Here is an 18,951-nt window from a genome sequence, read left to right as displayed (position 1 = left end):
ATTCTTTCAACATAATTCATTGTGTTAAAAGAATCATCCCCTTAATATGAACCTATATACTCTATTCCATCTGATAGCCAGGTGATTTTCTTCCATTAGGATCTTGGCTGTTCCCAGGAACCTGAGGAAGTGGTTTTGTAGGCGTAGGAATTACTGGCTTTAGCAAATCTACAGGTTCCTGACCAATGATTTTTTCCGTTGTCTTCCCTTGAAATAAATTCTTAACGACTTGCTTCACTTCAAGAGGATCAACTTTCCAATAGCTTATCCCCTCTAAATCCAGAAAAGAGCCGGGCAGAGTTTGAGCCACCACATTTGAACTATCGAATCCAACCGCTACTTTAGCTAAGGTAAACATATCTTTAGAGGATAAATTAGTGTTCACTGCATCCATAATCTGGGGAACAAGAAATGGAAGTTTGGGGATAGTGCTTAACTGGAACATTTCTTTAGCTACAGCTTTTAGTACGACTTGTTGTCTTGCGGTTCGTGAAATATCTGCTAGAGCATCATGCCGGAAACGAGCATATTGTAACGCTTTAGAACCATTTAAGACCTGTTCCCCTTTGCGAAGATTTATATAGCCATCCTCATCATCACCAGTCTCGTAATACATATCTTTCTCGACATTGACTGTGATCCCGCCTAAAGTATCGATAATCTTTTTAAACCCTTGAAAGTTAGTTTGAACATATCCCGCTATCTTTTCCCCTGTTAACTCTTCCACGGTTTTCTCAAGAGTAGCTAAATCTGTCAATGAAACAATCTCATTAATTTTCTTGTAGCCGTGCCCTTTAAGTAGGACTCTCGTATCCCGGGGAATAGAGAGTAAGCTTGTCCGCTTAGTTTTTGGATCCACGCTGGCTAGGATTATAGTATCTGTGCTAAATTTCTTTTGTTCCGGACGTTGATCTGCTCCGATGAGCAATACACTAACCCGGTCTTTAATTCCTTCATCTATAGAATCTGATAAATTCTTACTATCCCCGCTTGTTTCCTTTCCCGAATCAAAAAACACCATGTAGCCGACAGCACCGGCTGCTACAACTACAGTAAAGGTCACAGCCATCAGGATTATCTTCATCGCACGAAGCACAGTACCAACTCCATTAAGTAACATCCTCTATACTATTATACCCAACTTTATCGTTTAAGAAAGAATGCTCACAAAATCTTCAAGAAATGATGTCACAAATAAATGACTTCTATCGGTTAAAAAAATAATTGAAGTAAACTTGTTCTTTACACTGATCATTGAGACTTCAAGTGAGAATCCTGTCAGGCCTGTAGTTACAAGAGTATCGGATATTCGCCAAAATCACCCAGAGGAATTTCCGAAACCCTATCCACAAAGCTATGTCCATACCGCATGACAAAAGTTAAGGGATTCAAAACCCGTTCTTGCCTGGAATTGTTAGGAGTAATCCCATCTTCAAGCTGTTGCAAGCGGCTTAACTGATCCTTACAACGTTTTCGCTGGGCCTGCCAAATTTTTCTTTCTAAATACTCTAACTGATATTTTACTTTTGCTTGATTTCGCTCCAGCCATTCACTTACATTGACATCAATATCCTCCAGCGGCTTAAGCTCAGCATAGCTCATCCTTATCTGATTACGTAAATGCTGAAAACGTTCCTCAATATTTAAGGTATCTTGCTCACGGACACAACGATTTCGATGTTCCTGCAAACCGCTGTAAACGTCTTCAAGAGTTAGTCCTTGCTTTTTTAAATATTTTTGCCAAGAAACCGTTAAAACAACCGCGGAAAGCCGCGGATAAAGGATCGGCATCACGAATCCTAACTTCGTAAAAACTTCTCCCAGTTGCGCCCAGTAATTCAACTCTCCCGGTCCGGGAACATAAGCCAAGGTTGGAAACAGATATTCCTGAACGATAGGACGGGTCACCACATTCGGAGAAAAATTTTCAGGATTTCTAGTCAGGAGTTCGTTAAGGGCATCCAAACTCCATGCTTCCTTTTGTCCACGCAAATAAAATGCTTCCTCTCTGAAGAGAATTGCTCGGCGTTCCGGTACAGAAAGAAATAAATTCACCTCTCCACCGGTTGGCTGTATTTGTGGCTTGAATCCCAGACTGACCCATTTTTTTGTCCCTTCGGCCAAGGCATCCCGTACATCCCCGTGCATTTTTAAGATCTGCTCGTACATCGGCGAAGCCAGTTGCTTAAATTGCGGAATCATTGGATCGAAGAAAATTAGCCCCCATTTCTGTACAAGCCACTGCAATGTTAAAGCAAACCAGTGAGTCAAGTTCTCAGCTTGTTCGGTGATCTGCCGACATTTCTTTATAACGGAAGACCTAAATTCGCTCTCCGGCATGTCTAATAGTTGGACTTCAATCGTTTCCCAAGCGGGTACCTTTTGGTGACCAATAGATTTTCCGCCCCCGTCACCCGGTATTAGACAAGGAACTATATTTCCCCGAGAATTTAACAAGTAGGTCTCGCGAATCTCTTGCCAGTCATGATCTTCCCCGGCAATCCAAAAAACCGGAACAACCGGACGTCCGAGTTTTTCACGCTGTTCTTTAGCCAGTAGTATAGTGGTCATGGCTTTATATAGGGTATATAAAGGTCCTGTCAAAATTCCCGCTTGTTGCCCTGTGATCACCGCAAGAGTCTCTTTATTTCTTAGTTCTTCAATCATCTTAAGGGTTTCTGAATTAGACCCTAAATTGAGGTGATACTCTTGCAAGGTATCTGCCAGAAGCTCTCTGGAATAAGTTCTGGAGTCCAAATAGACTGCTCTTCTTTCAAAGCTTGCTTGGGCTTTTGGATCTCCACCGGGAAAAAATAAAGCTACTTGTTCAAAACAAGTAGCTATGGTTTGCACTAGATCTCTCATCTCTATCCCTCCGCTACCTTACCAGTACAGCGGTATTTTATCATGCACGACTGGAAACCGCAATTCTACCATGCTCGCCTTGATTAACTCGTCCGATTACGGCAGCAGCAGGAGTGTTATTGGCCTGTAGTTCCTTAATCAGTAACTCAACACGATCTTCAGGAACAGAGATTAGCAACCCGCCGGAGGTAATGGCATCAAAGAAGACAATTCTCAGTTCTTCTGAAACCTTCTCCTCAAAATCCACTTTATTCTCAAGATGACGTCGGTTAGCCTGAGTCCCACCCGGAATGGCTTTTTGTTGGATACAATCCCAAACACTATCTAAAACCGGTACAGCCTCTGCATAGATATCTGCACTACAGCCACTTGCCTCCAGCATTTCGTGCAGATGGCCTAACAGTCCGAAGCCTGTGACATCCGTCACAGCATGAACCCCGACAGAGATTGCCGCTTCAGCAGCCCCCTTATTTAGAGTTGCCATAACTTTAATGACTTCAGCTTCCGCCTCAGGTGAGACAATGCCACGTTTTATCCCGGTAGTAATAATTCCAACCCCCAGAGGCTTAGTAAATACCAAAACATCCCCTGGCTTAGCTTTAGCATTAGACAAAACATGGTCTGGGTGCACAATCCCCGTAACTGACAAACCGTATTTGGGTTCAGGATCATCAATAGAGTGTCCGCCTACAAGTATCGCTCCGGATTCTCGAATCTTATCACTGCCACCTTGCAAAATCTTCGCTAAAACTTCCATGTCAAGTTTCTTCACCGGGAAAGAAACTAAGTTCATAGCAGTAAGTGGCTTAGCCCCCATTGCATAAATGTCACTCAGCGCATTTGCGGCAGCTATCTGACCGAAAGCATAAGGATCATCTACAACTGGAGTGAAGAAATCAACACTTTGTACAATGGCTTGTTCTGCATTAATCCGGTAAACCCCGGCATCGTCAGAAGTTTCCATGCCTACTAAAAGGTTAGCATCCTCTTGATTAGGCGGTAAATAGCGCAATACTTGCGCTAGGTCCGAAGGACCTATCTTGCATCCTCAGCCAGCTTTGGTAGACAACTGGGTCAACCTAACCTTATCTGTCGTTACATTCTGGGAGATATTCAGATCCATCTTCAACACCACCTTGTTATATTAATTATCACAAAATATCACCCTTTAATTATAACTTGTAATTATGCTACGTCAACAACTCTCCAAACCAACTTACATTTTTATTACTCCCACTCTTCTAACCGCCTAACAACTTCCTCTCTATCATCCTTTAGAAAAGTTCTAACATCCATTACTATCCAATCCTTATGAATTCTTGACAGAATAGCAACCGAACCTAGGCGCAAAAACTTCTCCAATTCAATAACGCTTCCTTTTCTCGGTCGAATAGTACATACCCAGGTAGGAAGCTCAACCGTTGGCCATGCTCCTCCACCTACCTGGGAGACATCTTCTTGCAACTTAACTTCAATCTTTTGGTTCCGCTGAAGTGCCGTAAAAAGTTCAAACCCAGTTTCATATAGTCTATCCAAAGGAGCAGAGAGCATCCTCCAAACAGGAATCTCATTAAATTCACCGTTGTCATATAGGCGAAGAGTTCCTTCTAATGCGGCTAAGGTTAATTTATCAACTCTTAAGGCTCGAGTTAATTGATTTGCCCTTAATTGTTGAACAAAACTTTTTTTGCCAACAATAATGCCAGCCTGTGGTCCGCCAAGCAATTTATCTCCACTGAAGGTAACAAGGGAGAGACCCGCTTTAACAGTTTGTTTAATAGTTGGCTCTGGTGGAAAACCTAAATTAGCCCCATCGAAGAAACTCCCGCTTCCTAAGTCTTCCATCACAGGCAGACCCTTGTCTTCTCCGAGTTTTACAAGTTCCGCTCCTGAAACAGTATGAGTAAATCCTTCCACCCTGTAATTACTTGTATGAACTTTCAAAAGCATTGCTGTTTCCGAACTAATAGCAGCTTCATAGTCCTTTAGCCAAGTCTTATTGGTAGCTCCGACTTCTACTAACTTTGCTCCCCCAGCTTTTAGAACCTCAGGAATTCTAAATGAGCCCCCAACTTCTACTAATTCACCCCGGGAAACGATAACCTCTTTCCCTTGGGCAAAGGTATTCATCATCAATAAAACCGCCGCAGCATTATTATTAACTACCATCGCTGCTTCTGCACCCGTCAACTTACAAAGCAGCTCTTCCACATGAACGTAGCGTGAACCCCGCTCTCCAGTCTGAATATTTAACTCAAGGTTACTGTATCGTTCTGCCTGTTCTGAAATAAATCGGGCCACTTCCGGAGCCAAGAGGGCTCTGCCGCAATTTGTATGTAAAACAACTCCAGTGGCATTAATTACCCGCCGCAAACTAGTTTCACCCTTAATCATCTTGTTAAAAAGCTCTTTTTTTATGTTGGGCCACAGAGCAACTTCAAATTCTTCAAAAGGATTAGCGTAATTTCGGTTAATATCTTCCCTAATACTTTGTAGAACCTGTCGAACATACAGAGTCATGCGAGGCGTCCAACCCTCATTCGCCATAAATGGACTGAATTCTATTTCATCTTCTAATCGAGAGAGCACTTCATGAACAGCCGGAAGAGCCCTTAAGCGCCTAAGTATCTCTTGTTCCACTGATTATCAACTCCTTAGAGGGAAACTATTTTATCGACCAAATTCCCTGAATCCAGCCCGCAAGCTTTTTAGGATTTCGACAGCAGAATTAGCATATGATAAAGGAAACCTAACACACTTGCTGAAGCAATAGTCATCAGGCCTCCTTGCCTTTGACCTTTGACTTCTGATTTCGAGGAGGTATTCCATGTCTAATATTAGCCCGGACTTAACTTGCGCCATCATACAGCCCTCTCATCAAGCTGTAATCCTTCCCTTCAAAGCACGCCCACAATCAAGAGAGCAATACTCCCCTTGTATCTTTTGCGGTAAGACTATGAGAATACATAAATTCAAAGGCAAAACCGTATGTATCAATTGTTTACGTCAAATACCTGCTATTTTCTCTTGTGGCTAATGGTCAAAGGGCTATAATATTTCTATTTATGTTTTTTGTAACCCTGATCAAAAGACCTAACATTGTTTCATAAAAAAGGTGGCTAAGGTAAATTCCTCAGGTTCAGGCTGATGAGTGAGGATTTAAGCCTAGTATAAGAAAGGGAAGCATATTGCTTCCCTTTTTGAGTCTAGTTTTCTGTCGGCTTATTGAAAGCTGCATTCAATGTCTGCACGGCTTTTTCTCGAATTATTTCTTTTCCGTGTTCAGTGAGGAAAGACTTTGTTAAACCTACGATTTCACCGTATTCATCAAGGATTGCTTCTGCCAAATACCTTTTCTTGCCTGTACCCATTCTATTGAGTACAAGATAGTATTCGCTTTCGAACTCATACAAACCCGAACGAAGCTGGGCGAATTCCGGTAACCTTCCTATAGCCGAGATTACATCTTCAAAATCGTTAAAAACATAGACCAATTCCGTAATTCGGCCTCTGGATACTTTTCGGCCAGCTTTCTCTTTAACAGAACCCTCAATTTGGTCTTCTTGCTTCATAATTGTTATCACAAACTCATCATTAGTCGCCACAGTAGCCTGGATCCAGAAAGGTTGATCTAGGTTAAATTCAACCTCTTCCCTTGCTTGCGCGATGAGTTCCCAGAACAATTGCTCCGTCTTAGCTGACCGCTGAAAAAGATCAGCCATCGTAATATCCCTGTCAGTTAATTCTGTTAAAGAGATAAAGATGCGGATGGTATGCTCATTAACTTTCTGGACACGCATATTCCCACTCTCCTTTCCGCATCGCTTCTTACTTTAGAATATACATATTCTATCATATTCACATTATAGCATATTACGCCAAGACTTTTCCTGTGAAATCCAATAAGATTGCACTTTGTTCATACACCTAGAGGATTAAAACATCATGTCCGATCTATCCCACCTTGTTATAGAAAGTTTAGATTTAGGGCACAGAGGTATAGTCTTTCCCATTTTAGACTTTGGCAACCGTCAGTATCCCCCCTGATCGCAGATTATCCAACCAGGTTCAGCCAACTTACTTTAGAGCAAACTGCTAACTATTTCACATCGTATAACCTCACGCCTCATAGGCAAATACATTAGCTTAACTTGATCATCAATATTTAATCGTTGATAAACAAAAAAATCTATATACAATTTCGTTTGATCAGTCCCACTACGTATATCCACACTATATATGTTTGAAGCTGAGTCAAAGCTCTTTCCTTGAACGGAACCTTCAATCAGGCCTGGCTTAGCAAACCAATCCGGCTGGGAAAACAATAATAATTGAGTATATACGCCTAATACCCCTACCCAAATTACCATTTTCAGCGACAAGAGCAAGAAACCCCAGACATGGCGAGCATTACGCCATGTAATGACAAATTTCCAAACTAATCTGGAAAGTATAACTCCGAATATCAAAAAGAGTACGCCTAAATTGGGCCAAGTCGTACTCCATAGATAGCCATAATAGTCTGCCATTTCCTACCCCTTTACAGAATCGACTAAAATACTGTGATTTATCTAAACACCCAATAATTCTTACCCTTTCAACTATAAAATTCGCTAAAGAGTCATAATCTCCTTCTCTTCTACAGAAATTTTATGGTAGTTGAAATATGAAATGAGGAGCGGTATTCCACGCTCCCCACAATTGGTAATAGTGCTAATTAAAACCTCTTAATTATGAACAATAAAATCAAACGGCTCTAATACTATTCTGCCTTAACAAATTGTTCTTTGCTCCCACTGCAAGAAGGTTTGAGTATAGTATATGCCATGTTCACCTTACAACCCAACTTTAAGCAGAAAAATCTTACTAAACACAGTTATAGTTTATTGGCATTTGAAAATCAATCAATTACGTCAATGATTGATTCAAATACCCCCTCAGCGGCTAGACCAGCTGAATTCAACGTGAAAACCGCAATATGTGTTACACCGTTTAAATTGGTATTTTCCGCAATTGCATAGGTATTCGTTCCAACAGTTACTTTTGCTAATTTTGTTCCTTTTGTGGTTCCATTAGTTGATGTGTAGATTTCATAGTGAGTTACATCAGAAACATCGTCTGGAGCTGTCCAAGAAATTTCGCCACCAATTTGATCTATGTCAGTATCAGTATCTGTAAATGATAGATCACTTACCATCGCAGTCGGTACATCTATGTCACTTTCAGAATCATAGGCTTGTTCGACTTTGTTAGACTCTTGTTTCCCCCTGCTTGTGACAGATACCCAAACTGAACCTGCACCATTACCTAATTGTCGAATGGTAACCACAGTTTCAGTTTTACCGGTTGCAACAGTAGCCTTACCTAATAATTTTCCTAATTCACTGTAAACTTTAACAATATCGCCAGCATTTAGTTCAGAAACAATAATCTTATCATTACTACCTAAGTTGTTCTGAACTGTAATTTCAGAGAGCTCCTCTGATTTAGCTTCATCAGGAAAATCTTTCAGACATATCTCTGATTCTCTTTTCCCTTTACTAGTTACAGATACCTGGACTTCTCCTGCATCTGTACCTAATTGTCGAATGTTCACTACGGCAACCACAGATTCATTTTTCCCTTTGATTGCTGTAGATTTTCCTAACAATTTCGTTCCTGTTTGATTATAGACTTTGACAATATCTCCAACTTCGAGAATGCTACTCTCTTCATCATCAGTGACTGTTACAGTATCTACTATACCTGCATTATTTACTATAGTAATATTATGCTCTGCCAGTTCATATGTATAGGACTCTTCGTCAAAGGCCTTCGTACACTTGTCGGATTCTTTGTTACCAACTCTTGTTACGCTAACCGTTATTTCACCTTCATCGCTTCCTAATTGTGGTATGCTAACAGTTGTTTCGGTCTTGCCTTTCGAGACAGTGGCTTTTCCTAATAATTTGGCCCCAGCCTCGTCATATACTTTAATAATATCGCCGGCCTCTAAATCTGAAACAGTTACTATATCCGCAGCACCGGCATTGTTATCAACGGTGATGCACTCGGGTTCTAGTTCTTCCGTTGCTTTCATTGTTACTACTGACCTGGCACTTTCCAAAGTAACCGATACATATACATCTGTGCTAATATTTGACAAACTGATAATTACACTAGCTTGCCCTGTTTTAACTGCTGCACTACCTAATAACTTCCCGTCAGAAGCTTGATCATAAATCTTTACTGTTGCACCCACTGGCAGATTAGTGACTTCAATAGAAGGCTTTCCGTTAACAGATGTAATGTCACCAATACTTATAGCACTTAAAACATCGGGATCGACGATAATACCCGCTGCTTGTACAATACTTGCCGGTAACAGCGCAAAAACAAAACCCAGTAGTGCTATGCCCATTATTCTCTTTATGCCTTTTATCAAATTGATCTCTCCTCTTCTTTGAACCTAACCATGGACTAGGCCCTCTTTCTTAACTTAAGCTTCCCAACTTTTCTTGTGCAACCCCCCCATAATCTTTTGTACATAGGCCTGAGTTTCCTTATATGGTGGAATTCCATTATATTTTTCCACCGCGCCTGGGCCAGCATTATATGCTGCAAGGCTTAGCGGGATATTCCCTTGAAAGCGATTGAGCAAATCTTTCAGGAAATGTGTTCCCCCATCTAAGTTTTGTGTAGGGTCGTAGGCATTATTTACTCCATAAGAAGCTGCCGTCCCCGGCATTAGCTGCATTAAGCCCATAGCCCCAGCTGGTGAGGTTGCCTTTGGATTAAACCCCGACTCTGCTTTGACAACTTCCTGAATCAGATTAGGATCTACTCCATATTTTTGAGCCATAGAATTAATCAGCTGATCTAGATTACCTGAGTTACTGCCTTTAACCTCTGGGGTTCGAGGATTGTTGTAACTTTCCTGGACAACTCTTGATGAAGATTGAAATAGATTGTTAAACCCTTGAGATGCATTCCCCTCTCCTCCTAGAGCTGCCTTTAGTAAAGTCGCAAATAAAAAGGAATCTGTACTATTGCTGTCACTTGAACCGGACAGATTCATCCTATCAGTTTGAGGAGACTGCCAAGAAGAATTCATTTCTTTAAGTTGATATAAAAGGAGCATTTGGGCAATGTTCACGGAGTAACCTCCAATCTAGAAGTAATAGGGGAATTATACTCTTAGGTAACTAGGCGGTTTAAGCCTTGTACCTCATTGTTTTCCAGAATTGGTTCAGGAATTAGTTAATAATTATTAATATATCTTTCCGACCTCATTAACTGCTTTTCCTAACAATTCATCTTGAGTTTGAATTACTTTTTGATTGGCTTCATATGCTTTCATAACTGACATCATATTTACCAATTGTCCGGAAAGATCTACGTTAGATCTTTCAATTGCACCCTGTTGAACCTGAGCCCCAACCAATGCTTGAACACCTTCAGTTGCATTATATATGGATTGGCCTTCCCTTTGTAAAGCTTCTTCAGGAATCTCAACAATACGCAAACGATTAACATCCTGACCCTGATCAGAAATCACACCCTCAGAACTAACTCTAAAATCGGAACTCAATGGGCCTATTGGGCCTTCTTCCCCTTGAACTGTAAAGCCCTCTGCTGTTCGAAGCATTCCTTCGCTATCTAACTGGAAATGCCCATTACGAGTATATCGATCTCCGTCCGGAGTCTGGACTACGAAGTATCCTAATGTCTTAAGAGCTAAGTCCGTCTTGACATCTGTAACATCAAGGGCTCCTTGAACATTCGATCTGGTTACTTGGTCAACTCCTAAACCTGTTCCCATTTTACCAAGAGCTAGAGCTTCAGAAGTACTATTTCCCCCAGTACGATAAATCTGTTTGGAGGGAAAAGAAATATTACTGGCAAGCTGTTCTTTGAAGCCGGCAGTCTTTATATTGACAACATTATCCCCGATGACTTCGCTTTGCGTTTGTGCGGCTATCATTCCTGTAGCTGAAGTATATAATCCGCGTATCATTTCTATCCCCCTTTATCCCTTAAGAACCATTCTCATCAAGCCTAATTGTGATGAGATAGCTCGAGTAAGGGAGTTATAATACAAGCCATTTTCAGCGACATTAGCCATCTCTCGATCGATGTCCACATTATTTCCATCATTACGCAACGAAGTGGTTCGATCCGTGACAATCCCTAATGCATCGATCTCAGCAGAAATACTGCTTAAGTGTTTAGGTGAGGTCTGCTTCATTTGTAAGACCGGACTTTCTTCACCTAAGGCAGCACCGAGAGCCAATTGAAAATTAACATCTGATCGTTTAAAGTTGGGAGTATCAATATTTGCAACGTTATTAGACAGAACCTGTTGCCTCAATGACGAGGCATCAAGTCCTGTCTGCAAAACGTTTAGTACAGGTCTGTCTAACCAACCTGCCATGACCTTACCTCCTCATGGAATTAGCAATCCCCCACATTTTATCTCCATCCTGGACTAGCCTGGCATTTGCTTGATAAGCCCTTTGAGCCTGGATGAGATCGGTCATAGAGGCTGCAATGTCTACGTTTGATTGTTCCAGAGAATGACTGCGAACAACCCCTAAAACCTGATTACCTACCAAAGGGCTTCCCGGTTGTCCAGTCAGCGGCTGTCCAGAGTTTTCTGTAGCAAGAAAAAGGTTGTTTTCTGCTCTCTGTAAACCCCCGGGATTCTGGAAGCCAACGAGGGTAATTTGACCAAATGTCATAGGCTCCCCGTCTATTACTCCGGTTATCTCCCCGTTCTCAGCTACCACTATATCGGATGCACCTTCAGGGATCATAATTGCCGGTTGAACCACATTTCCTTGCATATCAGCAAGCTGTCTGTTTGCATCTATCTGAAATGCTCCTACTCGAGTATAGCTCGTTTCTCCATTGGAAGTCTGAACCTGAAAAAAACCAGATCCTTCTATTCCTAGATCCCAGACACGCTCAGTGTTACTTAAATTTCCTTGTTGAAGGTTTATACTGCTGGAGCCATAAAGCACTCCTGCACCTACATCGAAGGTATCTACTACATTTCCATCTTGCTCGGTTACAGTATTTCCTGATCGCACCTCGGTGGATAATGCCTCAACAAAAGCCATTTGACTTGCCTTATACCCCTGAGTATTAGCATTTGCCAAGTTGTTTCCGATGGTATCTATCGCAGTTTGCTGGGCTAGAAGTCCAGACATTGCAGTCCCTACTAGGCGCATTAGGAAAACCTCCGTCTCATCAATATCGGTTTAGATCTTAACGTTTAAGATTTATAAGTTCTTCTAAGAGAGTGTCTGAAACAGTTATTACTCGTGAATTAGCTTGGAAGCCACGCTGGGTTACAATCATATCCGTAAATTCAGTCGAAAGGTCGACATTAGACATTTCAACTGTATTAGAAACTATACTTGCCCGACCATCTTCACCGGCAGCACCAATGCTAGGTGCACCAGAGTTATTTGATGTGGAGAAGAAATTTCCACCGATACTTGCCAGACCAGCCTCGTTAGCAAAGGAGGCTACAGCGATTTGAGCAATCTTATGGGTGACTGAGTCTACTCCATTGCTATAGACACCGGTTATTACTCCACTTTGATCAATACTATAGTCTGTAAGGGTGTGAGCTTTGTTGGTAAAATCGTAACTAATTAAGGTAGCTGCTGTAGCATCTGTCGCAGTAGTACCGTCCTCTTGATTAGCTCCTAACGTAATTTGATATTTTCCGTTGACGGATTTTACGACATACTCCCCATCACCAGGCGTATCAGAAGTTGATAAAGTATATTTGAGATCATCCAAATAAATATTTGTTCCTGGCTCAGGCGGATAGTCCACAGTTATTTGATTAGCACTGTCAGCCGTTACATCAGTATCGTTGTTTCCGTTACCGGCAGGGGAAATATAATGAACATTTGCAGCAGAAGTAGTTACATCATAATTCGAGGCGAATGTTACATAACCAGTCGCTGGGTCATAGGAGAATTGGCCTGATGCAGGGGTTGTCCCTGTTGGAACCCTCGTTAAACCATCAATCGTCAGGTTTTCAGCATTTGTGACACCTGTATCGTATTCAGGCGCCGTTGTTTCAGTAAGATCAACAGATACACTAAGAACTGTTTCTTCAAGTATCGGAAAAAAGGTATCCGTTGCCAATTTATCTCCAATCTTGAACCTTATCTCTGATGCTGCCCCCCATACCACTGGGGTTGTATCATCCGCGCCCCAGCTATACCCTTGAACCTTAGCTCCAGTAGCCGGATCAATCAGCGTACCGTCACTATCCTGCCCGAATCCGCCGGCTCGGGTATAAACTTGCTGTCCGTTATTATTCAAAACAAAGAAACCACTTCCCTGCAACATCATATCTGTGGCATTTCCAGTTGATTGCGAACTTCCTTGAGTCGTAATTTGGTCGATAGAACCCAGCATTACTCCTAACCCAACTTGAACAGTGTTAGTTCCTCCTTGGTTAGCGGTAGGGGCAGAGGCTCCTTTCAAATTTTGGCTTAGCATCGTTGAAAAGGACACTCTACTCCGCTTATAGCCGGTTGTATTTACGTTAGAAATATTGTTTCCGATAACATCCATTTTGACCTGGTGGTTTTTTAACCCCGATATGGCTGAATATAATGAACGCATCATAAGATGTTTTTCCTCCTCATTGGTGGTTTTTCTGCATCATGCAGGTTTCTTATAGACTTAAATTATTTCATTATCGGTGTTATCATCTGTATTAATAACATTTTCATTATCAATACTTGTATCTGTTTCTGTGTCTGTGCCCGGATCAGTATTTGTATCCGATACCGTATCCAGCTCTAGGTCTGTTTCATCCTCTGTATTCGGCTCCTCAACATTTGGAGTAACTACAGGAGGAGGCTCCTTAATAAGTGTCAGCAGACCTAATTCGATATCTTTCAAAGATCCATCTGCTTTGCGAACCTGAAGTTTTGGATCTCCATCAAGCCACTTGACCCCTTCGACTGTACCTTCAATTTGGGTGACTCCATCAACATCTACTCCGCTTACCCATTTACCAATCATCGCCGCTCCTTGGGTAAGGGCTGACTGTTGGGAAAAAAAGGTCATGCTCTTTGACAAGGTTTCCATGGATGTTGCAATATTGTTCATCTGCTCTAAGGAGCTGAAGGAGGCCAATTGGGCTATAGACTCTTTGTTATCTACAGGATTCAAAGGATCCTGATTTTGCAGCTGAGCAACCAATAACTTGAGAAAATCGTCTTTTCCCAGTGAATCATTTGTTATGATTCCTTGGCTTCCACTTGTACTGCTGGTTGAAGTGGTTTTAGAAGTAGTCCCATTAATCGTGTTACTCATAGCAGCCTCCTATGCCGTGACATTTATCCGATTATCTCCAACGCTATTATTGAAGACAGCATCTTGTTTCTCATCTTCTGAGAGGGGTTCATTCTCTTGAAATGTCCTGCGAGCCTCGTCGCCCTGCTGTTGTTGTTGACGTTCACCGTTTTGACCCATTTCCAGAGAGCCACAGTTCACACCTTGGTTTACTAAGTTATGGCGCAGATCAGAAAGCTGATTCTGAAGAAGCTGCCCTGTAGCCCCTTCACTTGCGTGTACCTGTAAATGTACTTGCCCGCCTTCCCAGCGCAAAAGTATGCGAACCTTTCCTAATTCCTCCGGATGGAGTTGAATATCTAATTCTTTCAGAGTGTGTTGGTTACTCATGACTTGCTCACGCACTGCGCCTGAGATCTGCTCCCAAACCGGTAATCCGGCTGTTTTAACGTCAGAAGAAGTAAAAGAAACAATATTCGTAGGTGACCCGACTCCTAAGCCGGAAGGCTGAGTTTGATCATCTTTTATACCGGATACGTCGGATTTAGAGCGATTTGCTTTATTAATCTCTTCACTTAGAGAATTAATAAATTCTTGCAAAAATCCCCGTTCCACCAAACCTTTTCCTTCTGATTTTTGTTGAGTATTCATTGAGAAAGTCCCATCTTTGCGTGTAAGTAGAGTACCCTCATGATTTTCTGCCAAGCCCACCAGATTACTTAGTTGTCCTTCGTTGGATTTCTGAAGGGCGTTTTCTCCTCGCACCCTGGCCATTAAGGATGGGAAAAGAGTTGCCAGTAGAGTAGCGGTCTTTGCATTTAGTTCGGGGCCATTGCTATCACCACTGCTGTTGGCAAAAATTTCAAACAATTGGTTTATTTGATTTGATCCCATGCTTTTTGGGGAGTTCGAGGTATTAATATTTGTATCTGACTCTTGATTAGTCTCATAAGACATAATCAATCCTTGAAGAAGCTTAGCTATTTCCAGGTTCAGGTTTTCTGCTTTACCTGATTTAGGCACTGTCAAATTTACTAGACTATTAGTTAATGCTTCATTCTTCTCTTGTGCTGTCGTCCAACCTTGAATGAGCTTAGCCAATTCTTGAATTTCGTTGTTTCTAGTGGTTACTACCTCTGAGGCACTCTCCTGGGGAGTAACGTCAGTTATCGTGCCAGATAGTGCTACTAAGAGATCGTTTATTACCTGTCTATATTTATCCAATTCCGCATTCCCGAGGTTATCCCCCTGAGGATATAGTGCCGACATCCGTTTCAACACAATACTCTCATCCGAGTTAAGTGATATTAAATTCATCAAATCAGCCTCAGCTATCGATGAATTGACAATTCCCTGACTCGTAATTTCTCCGGAATTGGCTTCCTTGCCTGCCGGAAGATCACTCTGAAGCATGGGCAGTGATTGAAATAACCAGGCGCAGTTCCCATATCCAAGCATCCCCGTCCCATTTGATTCTTCTAAGCTCTGAATAGGATCTCCTTCACTCTGTGCATTTACGCTATCCTGTCCCTCTTTAGAGTTCTGCCCTTTCGGATCTGAATTTGGTTGGATTAAATCGCCAAGCAACGATGCAAAGAGTGCTGCAGCATTTGCGGAGCCCTCAGAACTACCTTTTCCTTCAGAGGGGTTTTCAACTTTAGTTCTGCTCCTGAAGGAATCCGAAAGGACATTTATATTCGACACCAGCCATCACCTCCCAATAAGACTCTAAGTCTTATATCGTCAAAATCTTGTTAAAACATTAGGATGATCCCTTATTTAAAACAAATTCTTCTTTTGTCGACTAAGTCTTCCTCTGAGCCTTAAGATCGCCTGAGAATGAAGCTGAGATATTCTGGACTCAGAAAGTTTCATAATTGCAGCAATTTCTTTCAGAGTTAATTCTTCCTGATAGTATAAGGCGATGACTAACTTTTCCTTTTCTGGCAATTTATCAATAGCAACAGCAAGAATCTGCTTTTGTTCGTCTTTCTCAACTGCTTGATAAGCATCTTGGGCATCTGTATCTACAAGCAGATTCAGAGGTGTGCCACTGCTATCTCCATCATTATCCAGGGTTGTTTCATCAAAGGAGGTCAAAGTTAAAATTTGGGCTTGAGCCAAGATATTTTCAACTTCGACGACCTCTACTTGGAGCAAATCTGCGACTTCTTCCGCTGTAACCGCCCTGCCCAACCGATATTCTAACTCCGCAAAAGCGTCTTGGACTTTTTTTACCCTCTGTCTTGCCGAATGGGGAACCCAATCCATAGTTCGGAGTCCATCAATCATCGCACCCCGTATACGAATTGAGGCATAAGTTTCAAATTTAAACCCTCGGGCTGCTTCAAATCGTTCTAAGGCATCGAGTAAACCAAAGACACCATAACCGATGATATCATCCTCGTCGACATGAGGGGGCAGGGAAATTGCTAAACGCCCTGCAATTCGTTTAACTAAAGGCAAATATCTTTCAATATGCTCTTGTTTCCAAGGTACTCGTGAAGCGGTTTCATAGGCATTCGGTATCAAATCTTACTCACCTCCAAATCGTGGTTCGAGGTTCGAACCTTAATCCCAACCCATCCGTTTTACAATTTCAGCTTGACGCTCGCTATCCGGAAGCCCAGAACTTAGTTTACGGTCAACCTGCCCAGGAAATGCCGCCTCTTGTCCCGATGGAGCTTGAAGCTCGTCATCTCCAACTGAGAAATCAATATTTGCCCCGCGTGCATTATCAGCATCAATTTCGCCTTCTTCAGGTTTCTGCGAAGCAGTTCTTTCAAACAAAGTAAGTGTTCCTGTCATCAATAAGTACATAACCCCAAAGGAAATTGCTGCCCGAATCATTAAATCAAAAAGCTTAATCTCATTAAGCCTGCTTAGGACTAAGACAATAATCATAATACCTATAGAGAGGCGCATAGACCAAACTTGGTACCGTTCTCGGTTTTGGCGATCCATCAAACCACCTTTTCTCCATGATTGATTGTTCTGATATGCAAATCTCCAGTCCCTACATTAAAATGAATCGTACGACCAAAACTTCCGCCAACATCCGCCACCAAAAGAGGAATCCCATGTTTCTTAAGTTCTTGCTCAACTGCCTCAGAATTGCGATCCCCAATCTTAAGAACCGGTGGCTTTCCTGGGAACGAAAACATCTGGGCACCGCCAGCCATTTTAGCCCGCAGACGAGACTTACTGGCTCCCATGCTCATAATATCCCTAACTAATAACTCCAGTGCTGTATCCGCATATTTTGCAGGGTTGCCCCCCAGGCTTCCATTAGCCGTTGGCAGCATAATATGAGCCATCCCACCAACTTTTAGTATCGGATCATGAACGCATATACCGATACAAGACCCTAATCCAGCGGTTAATAATAGAATCGGAGCAACAGCCGTTTTAAAATCAGCCATCCCAACAGTAATTACATCATTCATACTCCCATGGCCCCCAACAATTTCTTCAATGACCCTTCTTCAGGTAAAAAGATAAATTGTCCTTCGATTTTAGGAATTCCCGTAAGCTGTGTATCAATAAATAGGACCGTGTCATCAAGTACCCCTTCTTCGAGGAAAATCGCATCTAAACTAGCTCCAATCATGTCCACTGCCAAAGCAGGTACCGAAGGTTGAAGAGGTATTCCTGAAAATTGGGTTAAGGCCATAATAAAGGAACTCACTAAGATATTTCCCACTTCTTTTAAAGCCGATTGAGCCATTTCTCCCATATAAAGATCCATTGGTTCATTACTTCCAAATAATAACTGAACCACGATTTCTGCGCTTTCTACCGGAAAGAAAAATACTGCTTTTCCGGGAGCATCTCCTTCAACTTTCACGTAGATCACTGCCTGAGGATCATCCAACTGTCCAACGATCGCTGAAAGTTCCTCAAAACGAACCGCCCAAACTTCAGGTACGGACATGTCAATACGGCGTTGCAAAAGGGTTGATAATGCTGTCGCTGCATGGGCAGATCCTATGTTTCCGATTTCACGTAAAGCGTCCAATTGGAATTGTGTAATCTTCATTTACACCAAACCTTTCTTACGCATTGCCCTTTGAATATCAAAGACGCAGCGAATAATCTTATCTCGTTCACGTTCTGAGATTTCATGAAATTCAACTGAAACACTATATTTTCTAGTATCCTCAATCCTGACCACTCTACAGACACGAACCGGGGTCTGGATCTCTCCATTGGGTATAGAAAACTGAGCATAGAGCAAGGCTTTGTTCTCTACGAGTTCTTTTGTAGAAAACCGCATTCCTCCACCACTTAAATCAAGCATTATTGCTTTATAAAGATCACTTAACCCCTCTCGTGTCACCATTCTAAAGGAAACAGGGAAAGAGGCCGGGACTCTGACAAAATGTCGTCGTTGAACTTTTTCTACAGTGTCCGGCAATACCAAAACCAGTATAGGCACCGGCACTGCAATCCTTTGCATAATATTGCCTTCAAAGGAGTAGACAGCAGTTTCATCACAAAAGGTTATCTTTACTTTAGTACCCTCGCGTACAGGAACCAACTCGCCATGTTCAAAGGGAACTCCTACAGAAAGGAGTCTTTCTCCTACTTCTTCAATTTTTGTGCGGTAATTCCCTTGATACTCCCCTTCTAATACAGCTAGTTCTACCGCAAGTCCGTGTAAAAGTTTCTTTTTATATGACAAGTCGTCACCCCCTTTTCGTAGTTCGAGGTTCGAGGTTCGTAGTTCGAATATGACCTGATTAAGGGTTCACATCTTTGTCTGAAGGGAGGAAT

19 protein-coding genes are annotated in these 18,951 nt (G+C 42.0%); all 19 read right to left on the bottom strand.

Translation table 11 applies throughout. The features are described 5' to 3' along the window. Positions 1-61: 61 nt before the first annotated feature. Entirely contained in the window at positions 62-1,096 is a 1,035-nt protein-coding gene (locus DP73_RS06975) for an LCP family protein (protein WP_052090450.1), read from the bottom strand. A gap of 194 nt (positions 1,097-1,290) precedes the next feature. After that, positions 1,291-2,865: a bacillithiol biosynthesis cysteine-adding enzyme BshC gene (gene bshC, locus DP73_RS06970; RefSeq protein ID WP_034598468.1), complete on the bottom strand. Its 1,575-nt coding sequence runs from the start codon at positions 2,863-2,865 to the stop codon at positions 1,291-1,293. A gap of 40 nt (positions 2,866-2,905) precedes the next feature. After that, the gene (selD, locus tag DP73_RS06965; RefSeq protein ID WP_081962981.1) at positions 2,906-3,988 is read right to left on the bottom strand and encodes a selenide, water dikinase SelD; all 1,083 of its coding nucleotides are present in this window, start codon (positions 3,986-3,988) and stop codon (positions 2,906-2,908) included. A 104-nt stretch (positions 3,989-4,092) separates the two neighbouring features. Continuing rightward, positions 4,093-5,505, bottom strand: coding sequence for an L-seryl-tRNA(Sec) selenium transferase (gene selA / locus DP73_RS06960; protein ID WP_034598466.1), 1,413 nt, complete (start codon positions 5,503-5,505; stop codon positions 4,093-4,095). Between the two features lie 566 nt (positions 5,506-6,071). Then, positions 6,072-6,665: an adaptor protein MecA gene (locus DP73_RS06950; protein WP_034598464.1), complete on the bottom strand. Its 594-nt coding sequence runs from the start codon at positions 6,663-6,665 to the stop codon at positions 6,072-6,074. 282 nt (positions 6,666-6,947) lie between these two features. Beyond that, complete coding sequence (locus DP73_RS06945; protein WP_034598463.1) at positions 6,948-7,394, bottom strand: hypothetical protein; 447 nt, start codon at positions 7,392-7,394, stop codon at positions 6,948-6,950. Between the two features lie 371 nt (positions 7,395-7,765). Continuing rightward, entirely contained in the window at positions 7,766-9,289 is a 1,524-nt protein-coding gene (locus DP73_RS21995) for a hypothetical protein (RefSeq protein WP_052090446.1), read from the bottom strand. Positions 9,290-9,343: 54 nt separating this feature from the next. Continuing rightward, positions 9,344-10,000 (bottom strand): lytic transglycosylase domain-containing protein, encoded by a 657-nt coding sequence (locus DP73_RS06935; RefSeq protein ID WP_034598462.1) that lies wholly within the window; start codon positions 9,998-10,000, stop codon positions 9,344-9,346. A gap of 114 nt (positions 10,001-10,114) precedes the next feature. Beyond that, the gene (locus DP73_RS06930) at positions 10,115-10,861 is read right to left on the bottom strand and encodes a flagellar hook-basal body protein (protein WP_034598461.1); all 747 of its coding nucleotides are present in this window, start codon (positions 10,859-10,861) and stop codon (positions 10,115-10,117) included. Between the two features lie 12 nt (positions 10,862-10,873). Continuing rightward, on the bottom strand, positions 10,874-11,278 hold the full coding sequence (flgB, locus tag DP73_RS06925; protein ID WP_034598460.1) for a flagellar basal body rod protein FlgB: 405 nt from the start codon (positions 11,276-11,278) through the stop codon (positions 10,874-10,876). A 4-nt stretch (positions 11,279-11,282) separates the two neighbouring features. Further along, on the bottom strand, positions 11,283-12,077 hold the full coding sequence (locus DP73_RS06920; RefSeq protein ID WP_034598459.1) for a flagellar hook-basal body complex protein: 795 nt from the start codon (positions 12,075-12,077) through the stop codon (positions 11,283-11,285). 37 nt (positions 12,078-12,114) lie between these two features. Then, positions 12,115-13,500, bottom strand: coding sequence for a flagellar hook protein FlgE (locus DP73_RS06915; protein WP_034598457.1), 1,386 nt, complete (start codon positions 13,498-13,500; stop codon positions 12,115-12,117). Positions 13,501-13,557: 57 nt separating this feature from the next. Further along, the gene (locus tag DP73_RS06910) at positions 13,558-14,196 is read right to left on the bottom strand and encodes a flagellar hook capping FlgD N-terminal domain-containing protein (RefSeq protein WP_034598456.1); all 639 of its coding nucleotides are present in this window, start codon (positions 14,194-14,196) and stop codon (positions 13,558-13,560) included. 9 nt (positions 14,197-14,205) lie between these two features. Then, positions 14,206-15,879: a flagellar hook-length control protein FliK gene (locus tag DP73_RS06905; RefSeq protein WP_034598455.1), complete on the bottom strand. Its 1,674-nt coding sequence runs from the start codon at positions 15,877-15,879 to the stop codon at positions 14,206-14,208. Positions 15,880-15,954: 75 nt separating this feature from the next. Further along, positions 15,955-16,707 (bottom strand): FliA/WhiG family RNA polymerase sigma factor, encoded by a 753-nt coding sequence (locus DP73_RS06900; RefSeq protein ID WP_034598454.1) that lies wholly within the window; start codon positions 16,705-16,707, stop codon positions 15,955-15,957. A gap of 39 nt (positions 16,708-16,746) precedes the next feature. Then, the gene (locus DP73_RS06895) at positions 16,747-17,139 is read right to left on the bottom strand and encodes a hypothetical protein (RefSeq protein ID WP_034598453.1); all 393 of its coding nucleotides are present in this window, start codon (positions 17,137-17,139) and stop codon (positions 16,747-16,749) included. Continuing rightward, positions 17,139-17,621, bottom strand: a complete 483-nt coding sequence (locus DP73_RS06890) for a chemotaxis protein CheD (RefSeq protein WP_034598452.1) — start codon at positions 17,619-17,621, stop codon at positions 17,139-17,141. The genes DP73_RS06895 and DP73_RS06890 overlap by 1 nt, the downstream gene beginning before the upstream one ends. Next, the gene (locus DP73_RS06885; RefSeq protein WP_034598451.1) at positions 17,618-18,214 is read right to left on the bottom strand and encodes a chemotaxis protein CheC; all 597 of its coding nucleotides are present in this window, start codon (positions 18,212-18,214) and stop codon (positions 17,618-17,620) included. The genes DP73_RS06890 and DP73_RS06885 overlap by 4 nt, the downstream gene beginning before the upstream one ends. Beyond that, positions 18,215-18,859, bottom strand: a complete 645-nt coding sequence (locus DP73_RS06880) for a flagellar brake domain-containing protein (protein WP_034598450.1) — start codon at positions 18,857-18,859, stop codon at positions 18,215-18,217. Between the last annotated feature and the right edge of the window lie 92 nt (positions 18,860-18,951).

Source organism: Desulfosporosinus sp. HMP52, assembly GCF_000765145.1.
Taxonomy (GTDB): domain Bacteria; phylum Bacillota; class Desulfitobacteriia; order Desulfitobacteriales; family Desulfitobacteriaceae; genus Desulfosporosinus.
The sequence above is the reverse complement of the archived record's forward strand: the minus strand, read 5'-3'. Positions and strand labels throughout refer to the sequence as shown.